Origin of the sequence: Acinetobacter bohemicus ANC 3994, from assembly GCF_000367925.1 — a bacterium.
Lineage (GTDB): Bacteria > Pseudomonadota > Gammaproteobacteria > Pseudomonadales > Moraxellaceae > Acinetobacter > Acinetobacter bohemicus.
Genome location: NZ_KB849164.1, coordinates 625,123 through 646,023 on the forward strand (window position 1 = coordinate 625,123; position 20,901 = coordinate 646,023).

Here is a 20,901-nt window from a genome sequence, read left to right on the forward strand (position 1 = left end):
TACTTGTAAAGTGCCCTCTGGATGTATTATAAATTTCAGCTAAATAAAACAAATCAGGAATATACAGACCTGTCTGTTTATGTTTGAGATTATAGGTACTTTTGTTGATGAAGACAACAATTTTTAGTCAGTTTTTTGACAAATTCTGACCAAAAATTGTCAGTGTGGTTAAACTTTGTTCAGTTTTAATAAAAAATAAATCTTTGAAATTAAAAAAAAACCGAGGCAATTCCTCGGTTTTTCAATATTAAACGGTATTATTTTTCAACGAATGCACGTTCAATCACGTAGTCGCCAAGTACACCCATACGTGGAGATTCTTTTAAACCATGTTGGTCAAGAAGCGCTGCAACGTCGTCTAGGAAGGCTGGGCTACCGCAAAGCATTGCACGGTCAGTTTCTGGGTTGAAACGTGGTAGACCAATTTTTTCAAAGATTTCACCAGTTTCAATTACAGTGGTTACACGGCCTTGATTTGGATAATCTTCACGCGTTACAGTTGGGTAGTAAACAAGTTTGTCTTTAATGCCTAATTCTTCAAAAAACTCATTGTTTGGAAGTTCATTCAAAATTAAGTCTTGGTAAGCCAATTCAGAAATGAAACGTGTACCGTGAACAACAATCACTTTTTCAAAGCGTTCATAGGTTTCAGGATCACGAATGGTTGCCAAGAATGGCGCAAGACCCGTACCTGAAGAAAGAAGGTATAAGTTTTTACCTGGGTTTAAGTCATCAAGCACTAAAGTACCTGTAGGTTTTTTAGAGACTAAGATTTCGTCGCCCACTTTTACTTTTTGTAAAATAGAGGTTAAAGGGCCATCTGGCACTTTAATTGAGAAAAACTCTAATTCTTCTTCATAGTTAGCACTAGCAATAGAATAAGCACGCATTAAAGGCTTACCGTTTACTTCAAGACCAATCATCACAAATTGACCATTTTTAAAACGTAGCGCAGTGTCACGCGTTGTTTTAAAGCTGAATAATGTGTCATTCCAGTGGTGGACGTGAGTAATCTTCTCGACGTTGAAAGCAGCCATTAAAGGTCTCAATAAATTATCAAATTAGAACAGCTTACTATTCTAATCTAAAAACATTCTCGATAAACTGAATATATTTAATTGAACTTATCAGAAAAAGTGATGATGACTGAACTTAAAGTGCCTATTATTGGGTATATGAATTCGCCTTATCGTGAAAAATTCGGTATTCCGAGGCAACCCAATTTGGTTCAAGTCGAATCTTATATTGAAATGGTGGAGCCTTATAATGATTTATTGGCATTTGAAGGCATTGATGAATTTAGTCATTTATGGTTGATTTGGCAGTTTCATGACAATAAAAATCAACAAGATAGCCATAAGTTTCGCCCTCAAGTCCGACCACCACGTTTAGGCGGCAATAAGAAAATAGGCGTATTTGCGACACGGAGTATGTATCGTCCTGCACCTATGGGCTTGTCTGTGGTGCAGTTGAAAGAAGTGAGAAAAGTCGGGAAGTCTGTTCGTGTTTATGTGACAGGGAGTGATTTGCTCAATGGCACACCCATTTTAGATATTAAGCCATATATTCAATATTCAGATGCAGTTGTTGCTGCAAAAAGTGGTTATGCACAGCATGAGCCTGAGCGAATGCTGGTGATTTGGAGCGAAAGTGCGGAGCAACAAAAGCAAGAGTTGATTCAGGCACAAAGCTTAGATGATCGAATAGTGAGTGAATTGGAACAAGTTTTATCTTTAGACCCAAGACCGGCTTATCAAAATGATGCAGGGCGGATTTATAAGATGAATTTTGCCCATTTAGATGTGAGTTTTTCTGTAGGATTGGACAGCATTACGGTTGTGGATCTTGTTCAACTCTAGCGTAGGGTAATCCAGCAAAGCACACTGATTAAAACGAGCATATGTAGCATTTGAACAGGAACGAATACGCGTGCGAATTTCCAGCCACCCGTTAAAGTCGCATTAATAGATTTCGAAATTGCATGAGCGCCTAAGCCTAAAATCATGGCATAGAGTAATGTTGAGTTGGTTGGATCACCTTGAATGACCACGGCCGCTGCGGCTGCGTGAATTTCAAACAGTGAAGCTAATAGCGTTCCTGCAATTAATCCGGCATCCCCAAGTAAAAGATCGAGTCCATAAATTCCTGCTTGAATAATGGTTAATGTACCTGCAATGATGGCAGCTTCTTTTAAGCTAAACATTCGGCTATCGATTAATTCTATGTTTTCAAGTGCCTTAGCGTTGCGTAAAAGCCATAAAGCACAGAGAGCAAGAATAATGATGGCAAGTAATGAGGGGAAAATCAGAACTTTTAACCAACTTACCGACACGCCAGCCACAATGATTAACAACAGCAATAAGGTAGAAATGCAGGACATAAGTGCTGCACCTGCATTGGAGTTTGCTTCTGCTCGACCTGAGCGAACTTCCATACCTAAACTCGCAATGGTAGCTGTACTGGAGACAAAACCAGATGCTATAGATGAAAGAATGAGGGCATTTTTTGAAGAAAGTAAGCGTTTTGCAATATGTGCTAAGGTTTGAACCACCAGTATCAGCGCAAGCAGTTTTAAAATAATATAGGGGTTGAGGACTGAACCCCATAAAGGCGTGTTTGGGGTCAGCGGTAAAGCAATTAAAATCAGCGCAAGTAGAAATAAACCATCTTTAAATTCAGCTTCGGTAATCCATTTACTTGCAATACCATGCATCGAATGTTTCATCATTAAAATAATGGTCAGTACAACGGATAAACTTGCAGCCAGTGTAATGTTCCAAAGGCAAAGTGCGCCGATAAAATAGGTCATGACAAAGGCCAGTTCAGTGGTTACACCGGGATCTTTAAGCTGATTTTTAAGCGAAAAAATACCAATTCCACCTATAATGATTGCACCGATCAGACCAAAAATAGCACCAAAAGTAAAACAGAGTGCACCGAGTAAGGCACAGATGACAAATGAACGAACGCCAGCAAAGCTATGTTGATTTTCACGTTGCTTACTTCTCTCACGCTCTAAACCGATTAATAAACCACAACCCAAAGCCGCAGCCATAATCATCAGTAACTCTTGAAATGATGTGCTTTGAAGCGATAGATTAAGCAGATTATTCACAGTATTAATCCAAAAACTGAAGGTGGAGGAATGTGGCGGTTAATTGAACAGTGTATAGAGCATTATTGGCTATAAATCAGCGAAAGTAAAAGCGTAATCGTCGTTAAATCAAGAGCAGTGATCGCCTTTATTTAAAAGTGAGATAAAGAATCAAGAAAGTTAATTTAATGCTTAAGTGCTTATTTTTCTAAAAGTGATTTAAGCCAGATGAAATTTAGTTTGCTATAGTATTGCGATGTTTTGGGGCTTAGAACAATGAATTTTAATTTTGAAATGGACACATCTTGGTGTCTAGAACAATTACAAAAAGATGAACGTATTACCGAGCGCAATAAGCTACTGATACAAACGACACATCGACAACGTGAGCAACTCAAATGGCATCCCTTACAATGGATTGCAAATTTTGATCTGGTGGATCAATCGCATCCTCAATCAACCCTGACTTTAAACCGTTTATGTCAGTGGATTGCAGAAAAAGCCAATATTCCTTTTTATATTATTGATCCTTTAAAAGCAGATGTGCAGGCGTTGACCAATGTCATGTCGCAAGAATTTGCAGTGCGTAATAAAATTTTAGCGGTTGAAATTCACGCAGATAAAGTGTTGATTGCAACGGATCAACCGTATAAAACAGAATGGGTTGCTAACTTAGAACACAGTCTTTTGCCGAAAAAAATTCAGCGTGTATTGTTAAGTCCAGACCAATTACAGCGCTATTTGGTGGAATATTACCAAGTCAGCCGTGCTGTAAACTCATCACAAAAATCCAGTGCTTATGATCGTGATCACAAAGGGGTAGAAGCCCTTTTACAACTGGGAGATACTCAAAATCCAGATGCCAATGATCAGCATATTGTGAAGCTTGTAGACTGGGTTTTACAGTTTGCCTTTGAACAAGGCGCCAGTGATATTCATCTCGAACCGCGCAAAGATGCAGGAAAAGTACGCTTTCGAATAGATGGTGTGCTGCATACCATTTATAAAATGCCCGCCAATACACTGACCGCGGTGATTTCACGGATTAAGATTTTAGGTCGTATGAATGTGGCGGAAAAGCGTAAACCTCAAGATGGCCGATTAAAAACCCGTACCCCAAAAGGGCAAGAAACCGAGCTGCGTTTATCGACTTTGCCGACTGCGTTTGGCGAAAAAATGGTGATGCGTATTTTTGACCCTGAAGTATTGGTCAGAAGTTTTCAACAGTTGGGTTTTGAAGGCGATTTACTTAGTGATTGGCAAGCTTTAACCTCGCATAGTCATGGCATTATTTTGGTGACGGGACCGACCGGTTCGGGAAAAACCACGACCTTGTATTCTTCACTGAAACAGCTGGCAACAGAACAAGTGAATGTTTGTACCATTGAAGACCCGATTGAAATGCTTGAACCGAGTTTTAACCAAATGCAGGTAAATCAGGGGATTGATTTGGGCTTTGCCGATGGCGTGCGTGCTTTAATGCGTCAAGACCCCGACATTATTATGGTGGGTGAGATTCGAGATCATGATACTGCAAATATGGCGATTCAAGCTGCGCTGACAGGTCATTTGGTGTTATCTACTTTACATACCAATGATGCACCTTCAAGTCTGACTCGATTGCATGATTTAGGCATCCAGCCCTTTTTAACTGCGGCGACCATTTTAGGGGTTTTGGCACAACGTCTGGTGCGGAAACTGTGCCCACATTGTAAACAAGAAACCTTTATTAATGAGCAAGAGTGGAAGCATTTAACTTTTGATTATGAAATCGAGATGCCCAATTTTGTCTTCCATGCTGTTGGTTGTGAAGCATGTCGTCACACGGGATATAAAGGTCGTATTGGTATTTATGAATTTATGCCTTTAAGTTTGGAGAGCAAACAACTGATTGGGGCAAATGCTAACTTAAACCAGTTACGTCATCAGGCGAAAAAAGAAGGCATTGAACCTCTTCGAATTGCAGGCGCACGTAAAGTTTTAGCAGGTATGACCACTTTAGAAGAAGTCTTGCGCGTGGTGCCTTTAAATTAAAGTATTGGTGAAAATTAAGAAATCTTAAGATTCACCTCATCTTGATTTGTTTTAATGACTTTATCGAAAAGGTGAACAAAAAAATGAGGGTTTTAAGCATGAATATGATTTCAAAAGCAGCTTTAATTGCAGGTTTGGTGGGTGCAACAACATTTGCTATGGCAAATACCGCAGTCAATCAAACTGCAATTGCACCGCAAGTGACCACGACGGTTAAACAGGCGTTGACTTTAAAAGACGACACTAAAGTACAGCTCAAAGGTTATGTTGTTAAAGCTGTAGGGGATGAGAAATATCAATTCCGCGATAATACAGGCACAATTACGGTCGATATTGATGATGAGTTATGGCACGGTAAACCCATCTCGGCAAAAACGCCTGTCACCTTAATTGGTGAAGTCGACATCGATTATAAACCTGCAAAACGTGTTGAAATTGATGTGGAAGCCGTTAAATTCTAAGTCATTTATGCAGTTGAAATAAAAGATCGCAGCGGCTTAAGCAAATATCTTTCCCAAAACCACATGAGTCGCTCATGTGGTTTTTTCAATCCAAGGCTTTTTAAAGCATGTTATCTTAAAAGTAAATCATGCCTCAATATGAGAACAACAGATGCGAATCTTACTGGCAGAAGATGATGCCTCCCAAGCAGAAAGCATAAAAACATGGCTGGAAATGGATGGTTATAATATTGATTGGGTTGAGCGTGGTGATCATGCCATTTTAGCTCTTGAACAGCATCAGTATGATTGTGTGTTGTTAGATCGTGGACTACCCAAAATCAATGGCGATGACATTCTGAAAACTTTACGCGCACAGCAGCAACCCACGCCGGTGATTTTTATTACAGCGCAAGACAGCATTCATGATCGCGTTGAAGGTTTGGATTTGGGGGCCAATGATTATTTGGTCAAACCTTTTAGTTTGGAAGAACTTTCAGCCCGTGTACGCTCGCAATTACGACAACATCAAGCTCAAGTGGGACAATATCTTCATTTTGCCAATTTACAATTAGACCCACAAGCAAAAACCCTAAAGCAAGAGGGTCAACCCATTAACCTTACTGCAAAGGAGTTTCAAATTTTGCATAAGTTGATGCAAAAACCAGATCATGTGGTTACACGTGAGCAACTCGAGGAATCTTTATATGCATGGGGTGATGAGGTTGAAAGCAATGCGATTGAAGTCTTTATTTATCAATTGCGTAAAAAAATAGGCAGCCAATATATTAAAACCATTCGCGGTTTAGGCTATCGTATGAGTCACGATTAATATGCTGAAAACAGTTTCTTTACAAACCAAACTGATTAAAACTTCATTATTCAGTTCAATTCTGACAGGGCTGTTGGCATTGTTGCTGTTTGTGCTGATTTCACTGTATCAGACCATGCAAGTACAAGATCAAATCATGGATGAAATTGCCGATATGCTGTTGATTTCGGATATAACCACGCATTCAGGACAACAAGTGGATGAACTGAGTGATGAGTTTGATATTCAATACCAATTAAAAGATCAGCAACATATACTCACCGAATCAAAAGAATTTCCGCTAGAACAGCAAAATTCAAAACTGCAAATGCTGGCATCGAATGGTTATCGCTATATTTGGCAAGATCAGCAATTATGGCGTATGTATAGTGCCGAAGATGCTGAACTGAATATGTCTGTGACGATGTTACAACCGGTAGGGGAGCGCTTTAAGGAGCTGGCGCAAAATGTCATGGGCTATAGCTTGGTGTTAATTTTGCTTTGGTTCATGCAGTGGCTGATTTTACATTTTGCGGTGAAACGTCAATTTAAAGTCATTCAACAATTGTCTAAAAACATTGCTGAAAAAAATGCCGATGATTTAGCACCTATTCAGCAGCAAGAGCCTGAGTTAAAAGAATTACAGCCGATGGTCTTGCAGTTGAATCAGTTGTTGCAGCGGCTTAAACAATCGTTGCTCGCAGAACAGCGCTTTACTGCGGATGCTTCACATGAACTGCGTTCACCTTTATCCGCTATTCAGATGCGTTTACAGGTGCTTAAACGTAAATATCCAGATTTAAATCAGGACTTGGCGAGTATTCAAAATGATGTCAGTCGTGGTACGCAAGTTTTGGAAAATTTACTTTTACTGGCCCGTCTTGATCCAACCAATACCCATCAATTGCCGAAAATAGACGTCAATTTACAGTCTATAGTTTGCGATGTCATCCAAGCTTTGCAACCCTTTGCACTAGAGAAAAATATTCAGATTACGACACATATCGCGGATGATCTTTCTATCTTTGCCAATGAAAAATTAATCTTTACCTGTGTGCGAAACCTTGTTGATAATGCAATTCGCTATGCTGGACAGGATGGGCATGTATTTATTGATGTACAACAAAGACAGCAAAATGTGGTCATGACCATTGCCGATGATGGGCAAGCGCTAACTGAAGAGATTTTACAGCGTTTAGGTGAGCGTTTTTATCGTGCCTTAGGAACAAAAACACAAGGCTCGGGACTTGGACTTTCGATTTGTCAAAAAATAATGCAATTACATGCGGGTGAAATCCATTTTTCTAAATCGGGCTATGGTGGATTACAGGTCACGCTGCAATTGCCACTGCTTCATAAATAACTAAAAAGCAGTATGTTTGTGCACATACTGCTTGTTTCCACGTTTATTGTTTTAAATTATGATTATTTTTATTTGGTTAGAATGAGTCGATTATTACGAGTGAGGCGTAAGCGATATTCTTCTCCAGCATGCATAATTCGGATTTCTCTGCCTAAGGAAAATAAGTTGTTCGAGTACAACATAGGTAGTGATTGAGCTGCGTCATTATTACGTGTAAATAGGCTAAATGGTGCGTTCATTCCTTCGACTCCGTGGTATATGGGGGAACAATTTAAATGATAATCATTATCGAATAGACCTGTCAATCAATTATTTAACAATTTATAAAAAACTTAAATTTGCTTACACTGCGTTATATTTTCACGCAAAGGAGTAGGTAATGTCCAAACCCACGATTCATGTTGCAATTGCTATTTTATTGCATCAGGGCAAAGTACTGGTGGGCTGGCGTGAAGCAAATCAGCATCAGGGCAATAAGCATGAATTTCCGGGTGGGAAAGTAGAAGAGGGTGAAACACCTTTAGCTGCATGCCGCCGTGAAATTTATGAAGAAGTCGGTGTGGGTTTACAGGACTGGCATACTTTTGATGTGATTCGTCATGAGTATGATGATGTGATCGTGAATTTGCATTTATTTCATGCCATTGTACCCACCGCATTATTGAATGAAATTCAACAGCCTTGGGCATGGTATAGCCGTGATGAATTATTGAGTTTGAATTTTCCGAAAGCCAATCAAGCCATGATCCAGCGGTTATATTGGGCACACCAAATTAAGATTTCAGATCAATTAGATGGCTTGACACAATTACATCAAGATCAACTCATGTACTGGCGTGTTGAGGGGACTCAGGCACAAATAGTTGAACTTGCAGCGTTGAGTGTTGAGCAACTGTCTCAGCTTATTCTTAATGTTGATATTTACACGAAATTGAACACGATCCAACAACAAATGGTTTCCACAATTCATTTAAAACAGTCGCAATTGATGTCTTTAAAGCACGGTGATTTAAGCATTGGAAAACGCTATATTGCTGCATGTCATGACTTGGCAGCGATGCAACAGGCACAGCGTATTGGTTGTGATGCGATTGTGTTGAGTCCAGTACTGGTGACAGCAACACATCCAGAAACGCCTGCACTTGGGTGGCAGCAGTTTAAAGCTTTAGCATCGCAAGTTGAGATTCCTGTTTTTGCACTCGGTGGCATGCAAGCGAGTGATCTTGGTTTGGCGCAAGAACAGGGTGCATATGGTATTGCAGGCATTCGATTCTTATAAAAAATGGTTTAATAGGATGTATTAAGCACTATCTTTTAGATGTCAATACATCCTCGATTTTATAAGCCTTTCAGTGCCTTTTGCGCTTGTTGAATCAGTTTTTGATCTTTTTGCTGTTGTGCAGCTTTTAAAATCACCAGCCAGAGTTGTTTTTTCATGGCATTACTTTGTGCATAACTCAGTCCGCGTTGCGCGAGAGCCTCAGCATTTGCAGGCTTATTTTTTTTCTGCGCGACCAAAGCCAAATACAAAAAAGTCTCGGCAGATTGTGGTGCTAAACGCTGTGCTTGCAGTGCAGCAGCTTCTGCTTCATTCCATTTTCCCTGTGTATAGGCTTGTTGAGTTTTTTGCATGAGTTTTTTAAATGCAGGTAGTTGACGGCCATCTTCAAATTGCTGTTTGCTTCTTTGTTCAGGAATAACCACTTGCATTTTTTTACGTTGAATTTCTTCACGATCATAAGGCGTAATGACAACGCCATCCGATGTTTTAATGGTCTTTTTTTCAGTAGACGGTTTTTTTTCTACTGCTGGCTGCTGAGGGGCAGGTAGGCTTTGACAGCCGACCAACCCGATTAAACCTAAACCGATTACTATCTGTTTATAGCTGCTGAATCGTACATTCATGCTTAATTTTCACCACTAATTATCATAGCCACCACTTGAAATGACTTTCTCATTACTTGGCAGATCGCGCTGCATTTCAGTTTCGCTTTCACGAATATAGTTTTCAATACTATCGTTTTGATCTGTGGGTGCTTGATTGTTTTCAGTATCAGGATTGTAAACAGGCTCTACTTGATAATGCGGTAAACCACAACCTGTTGCCTCACGCGGTACATTATTACGTAGCAGTGGAATATACATGGCACCTTCACAGCCTTGCGCAGATAGGTGTCCAGTCGCACGATCAATCCATTGCCATTGCACATTTTCTGTTTGGCGTAAGTTCACTGGTTTTTGGCGCAATTGCTTCATGACATTGGTCCAAACTGGAAGCGCACCTGAAGAACCCGTTAATCCCGTCACTTTGTTGTCGTCTAAACCCAGCCAAACCACACTTAAATAGTTGCCAGAATAACCTGCAAACCATGAGTCGCGTGTATCATTCGTGGTTCCTGATTTTCCTGCCAGTTTTAAGTCTGTAGGAAGAGCGCTATATGCCGAACGTCCAGTACCCGCGCTCATGACTTGTTGTAAGCCGTAATTTAAAATATACGCAGCAGAAGGGTCGATGGTATTTTGAACTGTAAGACCGTAACGTTCTAACAAACGACCATTCGAGTCGACCACTGAGCGAATGGATTTGATGGGATATTTGAAACCACCCGTTGCAAAGTTGCTATAAACACTCATCACTTCCATAGGTGACATATCAACAGCGCCCAGAAAAATAGACGGATAATTTGGAATTTCTGATGTCACACCAAATTTTTTCAGATGATTGCTAAATGTTGAAAGTCCAAATTCTTGTCCTAAACGCACCGCTGACAGGTTGTATGAATTTGCCAAAGCTTCTGCCATAGGAACCACACCATGTCCACCACCACTATAATTTTTAGGTGTCCATGTTTTTCCTTCACTGACGATGTTGATGGAACTATCTTCAATTGGACTTGCCCAATTGTAACGTCCCGATTCAATAGCACTTAAATAAATAACGGGTTTCAGTAAAGAACCGACTTGGCGTTTGGCATCTAAGGCACGGTTAAAACCAGTAAAATCTTGGGTAGAACCTACGGCTGCAACCAACTCACCATTTTCAGGATGAGAGATTAAAACAGCCCCTTGCAAGTCTTTTAGGCGTTTTGGATTGGCATTGGCTAAACGTGAAACAGAAGCTTTAAAGGCTTCTTGCACTTGCGTTTGCGCAATAGGATCAAGCGTGGTGAAAATTTTCAAACCTTGATTGGTTAAATCACCTTCTTGATATTCAGTGCGTAATTGACGACGCACAATATCGAGAAAGTCTGGGAAGCGTGCAGGGCCTAAAGTTGGCTTTGCAATGACATTTAATGGGCGTGCAGTTTCTTGCTCAAACTGTTTTTGAGTCAGATAACCCATAACCAACATATTATTGAGCACAATATCACGACGTTTTTTGGCACCTTCAGGATTCTTCCATGGGTTAAATAGCGTCGGCCCTTGTACTAAACCAACTAAATATGCCTGTTGAGCAATATTTAATTCGCTTAAAGGTAAACCAAAGTAAAATTGTGAAGCGAGACCGTAACCATTAATCGAATAATTACCATTTTGCCCCAAATTTACTTCATTTAAATAGGCTTCTAAAATTTCATCTTTATCGTAATGCAGTTCAATTAACAAGGCCATTAAGGCTTCATTGACTTTACGTTTTAAGGTTTTTTCTGGGCTTAAATAGAAGTTTTTAACCAACTGCTGAGTTAGCGTCGAGCCACCTTGACGTTTACCTCCAGTCACATTACTGACTAAAGCACGTGCCGTACCACGAACTGAAATACCATGATGATGATAGAAATTACGATCTTCAGTGGCAATAAGAGCTTCAATTAATGGTTTAGGTACATTTTTAAGTTTAATCAGGACACGGTCTTCATTATGTTGTGGGTAAATTCCGCCAATCAACAAAGGCTCTAAACGTGCAATCCCAGTAGAAGACGGTTTAGTTGCACTGACTTCACCAATTTGATTGTTGCTAAACGTGACTTTTAAAACTTGTTCTGGTTCAACACTGTCACCAAAGTCAAAACCTCGGGTATGTACATAGAGTTCATCACCTGAAGTCACATAACTACCTGATTTGGTATAACTCTCTGAATTTTTATAACCCAGTAATTTTAATTCTTGGGTGAAATCTGTTTGATTGACCGGCGCATTGGTATAGACCTCTAAAGGACGCGCAAAAACTTTTGCAGGAATATCCCAGCGTTGTCCTTCAAATTTATCTCGTACAATATTGTCCATTCGTATTAAGTAGATGCTAAAAACTAAGAAAACACCAATGACTAATATTGAGAAAATAAGGGCCAGTAAACCGATACCGCGTTCAGACTTCATTAATGATTATAAGATCCAAATAAATTATGCTAATGATGCGAAGCTTTTCATTTTTTTGCAATAATTAATCTGTGAATGAAAACAAAATATAACGCTAAAAAAGTAAGTCTATAGGTAATGAGTTGTTGATTTTATAAAAGATGTTATTTTACAGTTGAGTCTGTTTTTATAGGTGTTGGATGGGTTTTAATTGGTGTTGCCAAAAGTGAAGGATTACGGATTATGACATGGCTAAAGTGTGGATTAAAAAATGTGATTTTTATCATGAAAATTTAATACCATTATAATTTATATAAAGTTAGCTTTAAGTATAGGTGCAGGTTGAAAAAATGGTTTATTTTAGCTTGGTAAATCGATATAGCTTGTATGATCAACTTTTAAAGTTTTTTAAAATGAATAGGGTTAATGCTATGATATGCATGAATCGTAGCGGAGCGATGACTTAGGTGCAAATTTCACATAAAAATTTTCGTAACATTGGATTGATCGGACGTCCAGATAAATCCTCCGTCGTTGAAACTTTAAGTCTCATTCATAACCATCTTTTACGTATAGGGCTTCATCCTGTTTTTGATTCAGAAACAGCAGCATTGGTTCCTGATAGTCGTAATACGCAAACAGTGAGCCGTAGTTTACTGGGTGAAGTGGTTGATTTGGTGATTGTGGTCGGTGGTGATGGTTCTTTGTTACATGCTGCACGTGCTTTGGTAAAACACAATACGCCAGTGATTGGCATCAACCGTGGTCGTTTGGGCTTTTTAACCGATATTAAGCCGACCGAGGTGATTTTTAAACTGGATCAAGTGCTCAAAGGTGAATTTCAGCTAGACCGTCGTTTTCTATTGGAAATGGAAATTCGTTCGAAAGGCGAAAATATTTATGATGCGATTGCTTTGAATGATGTGGTCTTGCATTCAGGCCGCTCGGTTCATATGATTGACTTTGAATTGAATATTGATGGTCAGTATGTCTATCGCCAGCACAGTGATGGTTTAATTGTATCTACCCCAACGGGTTCTACAGCGTATGCTTTATCTGGTGGTGGGCCGATTGTTCATCCAAGTATGGATGCCATCTCTTTAGTGCCTATGCATCCGCATACTTTGTCTTCACGTCCTATTGTGGTCGGTGGGCATAGTGAAATTAAGATTATGATTCGCGAAAACCGTGTGTTACCGATGGTCAGTGCCGATGGTCAACATAGTGTTTCGCTGAGTGTTGGTGATAGTTTACATATCCGTAAACATCCATTTAAATTGAATTTACTTCATCCACCGGGTTATGACTTCTATATGGCATGTCGAACCAAACTTGGTTGGAATCAAGATTTTGACTCTTTACAACAGCAGGATTAAATGATGAATATTGAACAAATGCTGGCTATACTCGATCCTGAAATTGTTTCGCGTTTAAAAACAGCAGTAGAAATTGGTAAATGGCCAAATGGCATTGCTTTAACCACAGAACAGCGTCAAATTTGTATGCAAGCTGTCATTGCGTGGGAAGCTCAAAATTTACCTGAAAAAGAACGTAGTGGTTATATTGATAAAGGTCATAAAGAGGAAGGGGAAGAATGTGATTCGCATGTTCCTGAACCTGAATTTCAACCGATTCGTTTTGTTTAAAGATAGGTTATTTTAGTCACTTAATCTTAAATTGAAGTTGTAATTATGGCTACACGTAAAAGCCATTCGAAACTGTTCGAGGCAGGACGATATTAATATCGTCCTGTTTTTGCGAGAGAGATGACACTTGGTGGTATTTGCCGAGTTTTGCAAATGGAAAAAGTTTACTTGCGCTATCACTAGCTCATTTTTAAAAAGTAACACAATGAGCTCCAGATATTTGCTAATCAGCGGTAAGAATCCGCAGAGCCTGATCTTTTAGCCTATTAAATAACTTTTCGGCTTTGCCAAAGTTCTTTAGCTTTTAACATTGCGTCATCATAAGAGTCACAAACTCCCATGGTATATAACGCAATGCCCATGGTTTCAGTGACGGCAATTTCACCATATTCATGACGTTGCTTGCCTTCCCAAACTGCTTTAAACACGGCTAAATCCAGTTCTTCCTCAATCGGACTACGGTTTTCAGTCAATTTGGGTAATTCGTGTTCGTACAGCTCACCATTTTTAATGCCACAAATTAAAGTTTTAGCATCCGGATTGCGTTCAAATTCACCGCCTTCACCTTTAATAACAGCACTATTTTTATAGCCTAATTTAAAAGCCGTTTGCTGATGCGAACTACGATAAGCTGGATGGAAAATCGCTTGCATGGTTGCTTTTGCATTAAATGGATTAATTAGGCGAGCTAACGTGTGAATTGGAGAGCGTAAGCCCATCACATTACGTAAGGCAATTAAATCACTCAAAATGGGTGAAATGGCATCCAAAGGAATATAGGCAAAATTGGTTTGTTGTAATTGTTGTTCCACATCGGTGTCATTTTTGCAAATAGCATAACCGAGATATTCTAATACCTGTTCGGTATATAGACGGTTTATCGTATGCCCAGATGCACCATGCATGACTACCTTATAGCCATTTTGGGTAAGGGTGAGTGCAGCCAATAAAAACCAAGGATAGTGTTTTCGTTTACCTGCATAAGATGACCAATCTAAATCTACATCTAAATGTTTAAAATTAAGTTGATCACGTGTTGCTTTTACAAAGCCTGTTAGCTCATCTACAGATTCTTCTTTAACGCGCAGCAGCATTAAGAAAGCGCCGAGCTGAACATCTAAAACTTCACCTTTTAAGATCATACTAAAAGCTTGGTAAGCTTCATCAAAACTAAGCGATCGCGCACCATTTTTCCCTTTACCCACAATACGAACAAATTGTGCAAAGGGATGTTCAAAATCTTTGTAGAGGTTTCTTTTATTGTTCATGCGTGCGTACCAGAGTATTTCGTATGAAAATGAATGTCCACACTATGACATAAAAATAAAATGAAGAAAAAGAGAATATCCATATTAGACTAATGTCTGAATGGATTTTGTGTGAAAAACAATCGAAAAGGACGCGTGTTAACAATTTCTTGATCTAAATTCAAGTACACTTTCTTCTTATAGGATTTATTTAAATTTTCATGATCTCCTTAGTCTGATGTTTTGCACTTAATATATATTTCTCTCACATATTATTTGCGAACTTGACTATTTCATTTGTGAATCTTTTTTTGTTTTCATCTTAAGTCGAGTTTTTCACAAGAACTCATTGTCTTTTTGCATCTGGTAAAAAGATTTAGGGTTGTATATTCGTAAGAATAGGCAAGAGAAAATTGATATTTCTGCGTGCGGAAATACATGAAGAAGTTATGATTATGGCTAAAAAACCTTTATATAAATCGCTTTATTTTCAAGTGATTGTTGCCATTATTGCGGGCGTGTTAATCGGTCACTTTTTCCCAAGTGGTACACAACTAGTCAATGGTGTTGAAAAACATGTGCCTGGTTTAGGCGAGCAATTAAAACCGTTGGGTGATGGATTTATTCGCCTAATTAAAATGATTATTGCACCTGTAATTTTCTGTACTGTGGTCAGTGGTATCGCTGGCATGGAAAGTATGAAGTCTGTGGGTAAAACAGGCGGTATCGCTTTACTCTATTTTGAAATCGTATCTACGATTGCCTTACTTGTCGGTTTGCTTGTAATTAATATTGCAAAACCGGGTGTGGGCATGAATATTGATCCTGCATCTTTGGATATATCTGGTATTTCTAAATATGTAGAATCAGGTCAATCACAATCGACGATTGATTTCTTGATGCATATCATTCCGAATACCGTTGTAGGTGCATTTGCTGAAGGTGAAATTCTTCAAGTCTTACTGTTCGCTCTTCTGTTCGGTTTTGCGTTGCATAAGTTGGGTGATGCGGGTAAACCTGTACTGAAATTTATCGATCAAATTTCTCATGTCTTCTTCAATATCGTAAATATGGTAATGAAGTTGGCTCCAATTGGTGCATTTGGTGCGATGGCATTTACCATTGGTAAATATGGTATTGGTAGCCTTGCGCAGTTAGCACAATTGATTATCTGTTTCTATGTAACCTGTTTACTGTTTATTTTCATTGTATTAGGCACAATCTCTCGAGTTTGTGGTTTTAGTATTTTGAAAATGATCCGAATGATTCGTGAAGAACTTCTGATTGTATTGGGAACATCATCTTCTGAATCAGTGCTTCCGCGCATGTTGAAGAAGCTTGAAATTGCGGGTTGTGAAAAATCGGTTGTTGGTTTGGTGATTCCTACAGGTTATTCATTTAACCTAGATGGTACATCTATTTATCTTACAATGGCGGCCATTTTTATTGCGCAAGCGACCAACACACCTTTGGATATTGAGCATCAAATTACTCTTTTAGTGGTGTTATTGATTTCTTCTAAAGGTGCTGCGGGTGTCACAGGTTCAGGTTTTATTGTTATGGCGGCAACGTTATCGGCGGTAGGGCATATTCCAGTGGCAGGCTTGGCATTGATTTTGGGTATTGACCGTTTCATGTCAGAAGCACGTGCATTAACCAATCTTGTGGGTAACTCATTGGCAACGATTGTTGTAGCGAAATGGGTCGGACAGTTGGATAAAACACAATTAGATTATGCTTTAGCCAATCCAGAAGAAGTGGATCGTTTAATGTTAGAAGAAAACAACCAAAACCATGCGTAATCAGCATGGATGAAAAAAGGAAGCTTCGGCTTCCTTTTTTATTGACTATAAAAGTCATAAAAATGACAGGAATGGGACATGACAGCAGACGATAAAATCACTAGCATGGCAGGAAGCTAAAAACTAAAACTGAAAATAAGGATGATATATGTTGGCTTATGATGCTGATCTAGAACTGTTTCGCGATAATTTTAAACGTTTTATGAGTGAGCATATTGCACCTCATTATGAGCAATGGGAACATGAAGGCATTATGCCGCGTTCGATTTGGAGCTTATTGGGGGAAAATGGTTTCTTATGTGTCGATGTACCTGAAGAATATGGTGGCTATGGCGTTCCGATCAATTATTCATTGATGCTGGTTGAAGAGTCAGCCCGTGCAGGATTTAGTGCATTATCAACGGGTATTTCATGTCATTCTGAAATTGCAGCACCGTATATTTTGCATATTGGTACAGAACAACAGAAACAATATTGGCTGCCAAAAATGGTTGCGGGTGAAGTTGTTGGTGCGATTGGCATGACTGAACCGGGTGCTGGTTCAGACTTACAAGCCATGCGAACCAATGCAATTTTGCAGGGTGATCACTATCTATTAAATGGTTCAAAAACCTTTATTTCAAATGGTCAGCATGCAGACTTGGTGGTGTTGGCGGTGAAAACCGATCCGCAAGCACGTGCAAAAGGCGTGTCTTTAATGCTGTTAGATACTCATTTAGACGGTTTTAAAAAGGGTACCAACCTGAATAAAATAGGCCTACATTCACAAGATACTTCAGAACTGTTCTTCGATAATATTCAAGTGCCCAAAGATCAACTGTTGGGTCAGGCCGGGCAAGGTTTTGCTTATTTAATGCAAGAATTACCACGTGAACGTACAGCGATTGCTTCCACCGCTCTTGGTGCTATTCGTGGTTCGATTGATGTCACGATTGCTTACGTAAAAGAACGTCAAGCATTTGGTCAGCCGATTAGCCAATTTCAAAATACACGATTTGTTTTGGCTCAAGCAAAAATAGATGAACAAGCGACAGCAGCTTTTTATAATCAAAATGTCGAACTGTATATGCAAGGTAAATTAGATGTTGAAACTGCCGCAGCATTGAAAAGTTTTAGTACCGATATGCAAATGAAAATTGCCGATAACTTGTTACAGCTTTTTGGTGGTTATGGTTATATGACTGAATATCCAATTTCACGTTTCTTTGTGGATGCACGTATTCAACGCATTTACGGTGGCACCAATGAAATTATGAAAGAAATTGTAGCGCGTAGTATTTTAGGGCGTTAATGACGGGTTGTTTAATGTCTAAAAAAAGAGCCGAAAGGCTCTTTTTTATTGGCTTAATACCAGTAAACTTTCTTTAATAAAGGCAGGTAAGTCGTCAGGAGAGCGAGAAGAAATATACAGATTATTATCATTCACCACATCAACATCGTAATACACAGCACCGGCATTAATCAGATCTAGGGCGACGGTTTGAATGGTCGTCATTAACCGACCTTTAACCACTTTTGCAGCAATTAGCAGTTGAGGGCCGTGACAAATACTCATAATTGGTTTTTGTGCATTGGCAAAATTACGGACAAAATCGACAAAACGATGATCACGACACAATTGGTTGGGAGAATGTCCTCCGGGAATAAGTAAGGCATCAAAATCATGCACAGAAACATGGTCTATACTTCGATCAATGGTAACCGCAGATTTGCATTTTTGACCATAGACAATATTACCGGCTCTGTTTTCAATATTTAAAATACTATGACGTGCAGCTCGAAAGGCCTGTACAGGTTCCGAGTATGCAATATCTTCAAAATCATGGGTCACTAAAACGGCGATTCTTTTTGACATTATTATTCTCCGAATTGCTTTATTAAAAGAATATAGAGGAATCACTAAATTTTTGTGATGGATTTTGGTAAATGACTCTTGTAAAAGAGAAAGCCCCAAAGACAAAGCTTTAGGGCTAGATTTTAATACCATAATAAGCTGAAATTAATTAGAATATTTTTGACTTTCCATTTGACGAAGTTCGGCACGTAGAATTTTTCCGACGGTTGACTTTGGTAACTCATTCAATATTTCAATCGATTTTGGGACTTTGTAGGCGGTTAGGTTGTCTTTACAATGTTTTAGGATTTCACTGACAGAAAGACTGGCATTATTCGAGGCAATAAATGCTTTAACCGATTCTCCCGTTTGATCATCGGGTACACCAATGACAGCAGCTTCAATAATATCTGGATGTTCAGCTAAAATTGCTTCAATTTCATTGGGATAAACATTAAAACCTGAAACAATCACCATATCTTTTTTACGATCTAAAATATAACAAAAGCCATCTTCATCGACTTTGGCAATGTCACCTGTATGTAACCAACCATCGATAAAGGTTTCAGCCGTTTCGGTTGGGCGGTTTAAATAACCCAATACAATTTGGGGCCCTTTTACACAGAGTTCACCGGCTTCACCTAATGGAACTTCGTGACCTTGTTCATTGACAATTTTAATGTCGGAACCCGGTAATGGAAAACCAACAGAACCCTGACGAATTTCACGAATGGGTGGATGAAGTAGCGCAGCACAACTGGTTTCTGTCATGCCAAAACCTTCAATAATCGTGCCGACTTTAGCTTTCCAGTGTTCTGCTGTTGCAGGACGCAGTGCCGTGCCGCCAGAAATGCTACAGGTCAGTTTTGGTGGGTTTGCAGTAAACCAACTTTCAGCCAATAAGCCCGCATAGAGTGTATCGACTCCAGTTAACCACGTGACTTTAAATTTTTCAAAAGCAGGTTTTAAGTTGCTGACTGGTCGTGGAGAAGGAATTAGCAGATTGTGAGAACCCGCTTCAAAGAACATGAGGAAATTTACACTAAAGGCAAAAATATGATACAGCGGAATTGCCGTTAAAATGCAGTCGTTATGGTTAAATCCAGATTCATGGGCATGTAAATAATCGCCAGTTATTTTGACCAAAGATGCCACATTTTGATGACTAATTATGGCACCTTTACTACGACCCGTTGTTCCACCTGTATATTGATATAGGGCAATATCATGTTGAATAGGGATATATTGTTCTAAATTTTTACCCATTTCTAAAGCATCTGTGAAGGTTGTATAGACAATACTTGGTTTGAGTGAGCGACCTTGCGCTTCGGCATCTGCCTGCATTTTTTGTGCAATCATGCCCTGATAAGGCTGATCAAAAAACTCACTTAAACTTGCGGTTACCAGTGCCAAGGATTGAAGCTGAGCGTTGTTTTGAATCACACGTTCAAAAGTTGCTAAAAATAAATCAGAAACAATCAATGCTGTTGCAGCACTGTCAATTAATTGGTATTCAAGTTCGCGCGCTGTATACAGTGGATTAATATTGGTAATAATTAAACCCGCTTTCCAACAAGCAAATACAGCAATCGGATATTGCAAAGAATTTGGCATTTGTAAACCAACCACATCGCCTTTTTTAAGTTTCAGGTGATGCTGTAAATAATTGGCAAAGGTGCTTGATAGATCATCAATTTCTTGAAAGGTTAAGCTCTTGGTTAAGCCTGTAGGTAACACCACACTAAATGCGGGCGATTGTGAAAATTGAGCCGTGGTGTGGGTCAATAATTCTGGTAAGTTTGATTTAATTTGATCAGGCTTAAGTTGATAACCATGTAATGAAATGGGTAAATTTTTTTCCCATGGGCGCTGTGCGTAATGACTCATTGATGATCCTTAAGATAGATGTTTTAGTTTTGTTTTGGTTTTTATGTCAGTCCAGACATTTGTCTTCAAACATCAAGCAAATGTTTATTTTTGGCAATGATCTAATCTGCCAATGACCCCAATAAATAGTAAAAAAGCAGAGTGTAAAAATATTGATATTAAGCGTTTTAAAATATGATGTTATTTGCAAAACAAGATCAATATATTCGACCAGATAGCATAAAACTCACCTTGGTCGTACAGGGCTAAAAATGTACAACTGTAGTGTAATTTATGGAAAATTGGCAAAAGGTCATTAATTTTAAGAATTTATTGCAAAATCATAGAGAATAAAATTGCTGATTAAATCAACTGTATGTTTTTAAGGCTGAATCAATCAAAGTCTTATTGCGTAACATTTGAAAGCTAACTATTGTTATACTGTTTGCATAATGTTTTTGAAGGGCG

General features: G+C 39.0%; 18 protein-coding genes. 10 read left to right on the plus strand and 8 right to left on the minus strand.

The annotated features are described in order from the left end of the window. Nucleotides 1–257: 257 nt before the first annotated feature. Nucleotides 258–1,037 carry a ferredoxin--NADP reductase gene (locus F994_RS02885; RefSeq protein ID WP_004648559.1) on the minus strand — a complete coding sequence of 260 codons (780 nt, stop codon included), beginning with the start codon at nt 1,035–1,037 and terminating at the stop codon, nt 258–260. A 102-nt stretch (nt 1,038–1,139) separates the two neighbouring features. Here F994_RS02885 and tsaA point away from each other — a divergent pair, with 102 nt between their 5' ends. Next, complete coding sequence (gene tsaA / locus F994_RS02890) at nt 1,140–1,859, plus strand: tRNA (N6-threonylcarbamoyladenosine(37)-N6)-methyltransferase TrmO (protein WP_034696487.1); 720 nt, start codon at nt 1,140–1,142, stop codon at nt 1,857–1,859. On the opposite strand, the gene F994_RS02895 is transcribed toward tsaA, so the two are convergent. Next, the gene (locus tag F994_RS02895; protein ID WP_004648562.1) at nt 1,856–3,061 is read right to left on the minus strand and encodes an MgtC/SapB family protein; all 1,206 of its coding nucleotides are present in this window, start codon (nt 3,059–3,061) and stop codon (nt 1,856–1,858) included. The genes tsaA and F994_RS02895 overlap by 4 nt on opposite strands. A 309-nt stretch (nt 3,062–3,370) precedes the next feature. Between F994_RS02895 and F994_RS02900 the strand changes: the two genes are divergently transcribed. From F994_RS02900 to F994_RS02915, 4 genes are all read left to right on the plus strand, one after another. Further along, nucleotides 3,371–5,128: a type IV pilus assembly ATPase TfpB gene (locus tag F994_RS02900; protein WP_004648563.1), complete on the plus strand. Its 1,758-nt coding sequence runs from the start codon at nt 3,371–3,373 to the stop codon at nt 5,126–5,128. Nucleotides 5,129–5,226: 98 nt separating this feature from the next. Continuing rightward, entirely contained in the window at nt 5,227–5,589 is a 363-nt protein-coding gene (locus tag F994_RS02905) for a NirD/YgiW/YdeI family stress tolerance protein (RefSeq protein ID WP_004648564.1), read from the plus strand. Between the two features lie 151 nt (nt 5,590–5,740). Continuing rightward, the gene (locus F994_RS02910) at nt 5,741–6,400 is read left to right on the plus strand and encodes a response regulator transcription factor (RefSeq protein WP_004648565.1); all 660 of its coding nucleotides are present in this window, start codon (nt 5,741–5,743) and stop codon (nt 6,398–6,400) included. A gap of 4 nt (nt 6,401–6,404) precedes the next feature. Further along, on the plus strand, nt 6,405–7,742 hold the full coding sequence (locus tag F994_RS02915) for a sensor histidine kinase (RefSeq protein ID WP_034696636.1): 1,338 nt from the start codon (nt 6,405–6,407) through the stop codon (nt 7,740–7,742). A 68-nt stretch (nt 7,743–7,810) separates the two neighbouring features. Here F994_RS02915 and hemP read toward each other — a convergent pair whose 3' ends face one another. Then, nucleotides 7,811–7,981 carry a hemin uptake protein HemP gene (gene hemP, locus F994_RS17080; RefSeq protein ID WP_004648568.1) on the minus strand — a complete coding sequence of 57 codons (171 nt, stop codon included), beginning with the start codon at nt 7,979–7,981 and terminating at the stop codon, nt 7,811–7,813. A gap of 140 nt (nt 7,982–8,121) precedes the next feature. Here hemP and F994_RS02920 point away from each other — a divergent pair, with 140 nt between their 5' ends. Continuing rightward, the gene (locus tag F994_RS02920) at nt 8,122–9,021 is read left to right on the plus strand and encodes an NUDIX domain-containing protein (RefSeq protein ID WP_004648569.1); all 900 of its coding nucleotides are present in this window, start codon (nt 8,122–8,124) and stop codon (nt 9,019–9,021) included. A gap of 59 nt (nt 9,022–9,080) precedes the next feature. Here the strand turns inward: F994_RS02920 and F994_RS02925 are convergent, their stop codons facing one another. Next, a complete protein-coding gene (locus tag F994_RS02925) occupies nt 9,081–9,647 on the minus strand; it encodes a hypothetical protein (RefSeq protein WP_004648570.1) in 567 nt (188 codons plus the stop codon). Nucleotides 9,648–9,662: 15 nt separating this feature from the next. Beyond that, entirely contained in the window at nt 9,663–12,059 is a 2,397-nt protein-coding gene (gene mrcB, locus F994_RS02930) for a penicillin-binding protein 1B (protein WP_004648572.1), read from the minus strand. Between the two features lie 446 nt (nt 12,060–12,505). Between mrcB and F994_RS02935 the strand changes: the two genes are divergently transcribed. Together F994_RS02935 and F994_RS02940 are read left to right on the plus strand one after the other, a co-directional pair. Further along, the gene (locus F994_RS02935; protein ID WP_004648573.1) at nt 12,506–13,414 is read left to right on the plus strand and encodes an NAD(+) kinase; all 909 of its coding nucleotides are present in this window, start codon (nt 12,506–12,508) and stop codon (nt 13,412–13,414) included. 3 nt (nt 13,415–13,417) lie between these two features. Further along, the gene (locus F994_RS02940) at nt 13,418–13,684 is read left to right on the plus strand and encodes a YeaC family protein (RefSeq protein WP_004648574.1); all 267 of its coding nucleotides are present in this window, start codon (nt 13,418–13,420) and stop codon (nt 13,682–13,684) included. 266 nt (nt 13,685–13,950) lie between these two features. Here F994_RS02940 and F994_RS02945 read toward each other — a convergent pair whose 3' ends face one another. Then, entirely contained in the window at nt 13,951–14,952 is a 1,002-nt protein-coding gene (locus F994_RS02945; RefSeq protein ID WP_004648575.1) for a glycosyl transferase family protein, read from the minus strand. 434 nt (nt 14,953–15,386) lie between these two features. Between F994_RS02945 and F994_RS02950 the strand changes: the two genes are divergently transcribed. Further along, entirely contained in the window at nt 15,387–16,733 is a 1,347-nt protein-coding gene (locus tag F994_RS02950; protein WP_034696638.1) for a dicarboxylate/amino acid:cation symporter, read from the plus strand. A gap of 148 nt (nt 16,734–16,881) precedes the next feature. Continuing rightward, a complete protein-coding gene (locus F994_RS02955; RefSeq protein ID WP_004648577.1) occupies nt 16,882–18,024 on the plus strand; it encodes an acyl-CoA dehydrogenase family protein in 1,143 nt (380 codons plus the stop codon). Between the two features lie 45 nt (nt 18,025–18,069). Here the strand turns inward: F994_RS02955 and F994_RS02960 are convergent, their stop codons facing one another. Then, nucleotides 18,070–18,588, minus strand: coding sequence for a type 1 glutamine amidotransferase domain-containing protein (locus F994_RS02960; RefSeq protein WP_004648578.1), 519 nt, complete (start codon nt 18,586–18,588; stop codon nt 18,070–18,072). A gap of 144 nt (nt 18,589–18,732) precedes the next feature. Continuing rightward, on the minus strand, nt 18,733–20,454 hold the full coding sequence (locus F994_RS02965) for a long-chain-fatty-acid--CoA ligase (RefSeq protein ID WP_004648579.1): 1,722 nt from the start codon (nt 20,452–20,454) through the stop codon (nt 18,733–18,735). Nucleotides 20,455–20,901 lie beyond the last annotated feature (447 nt).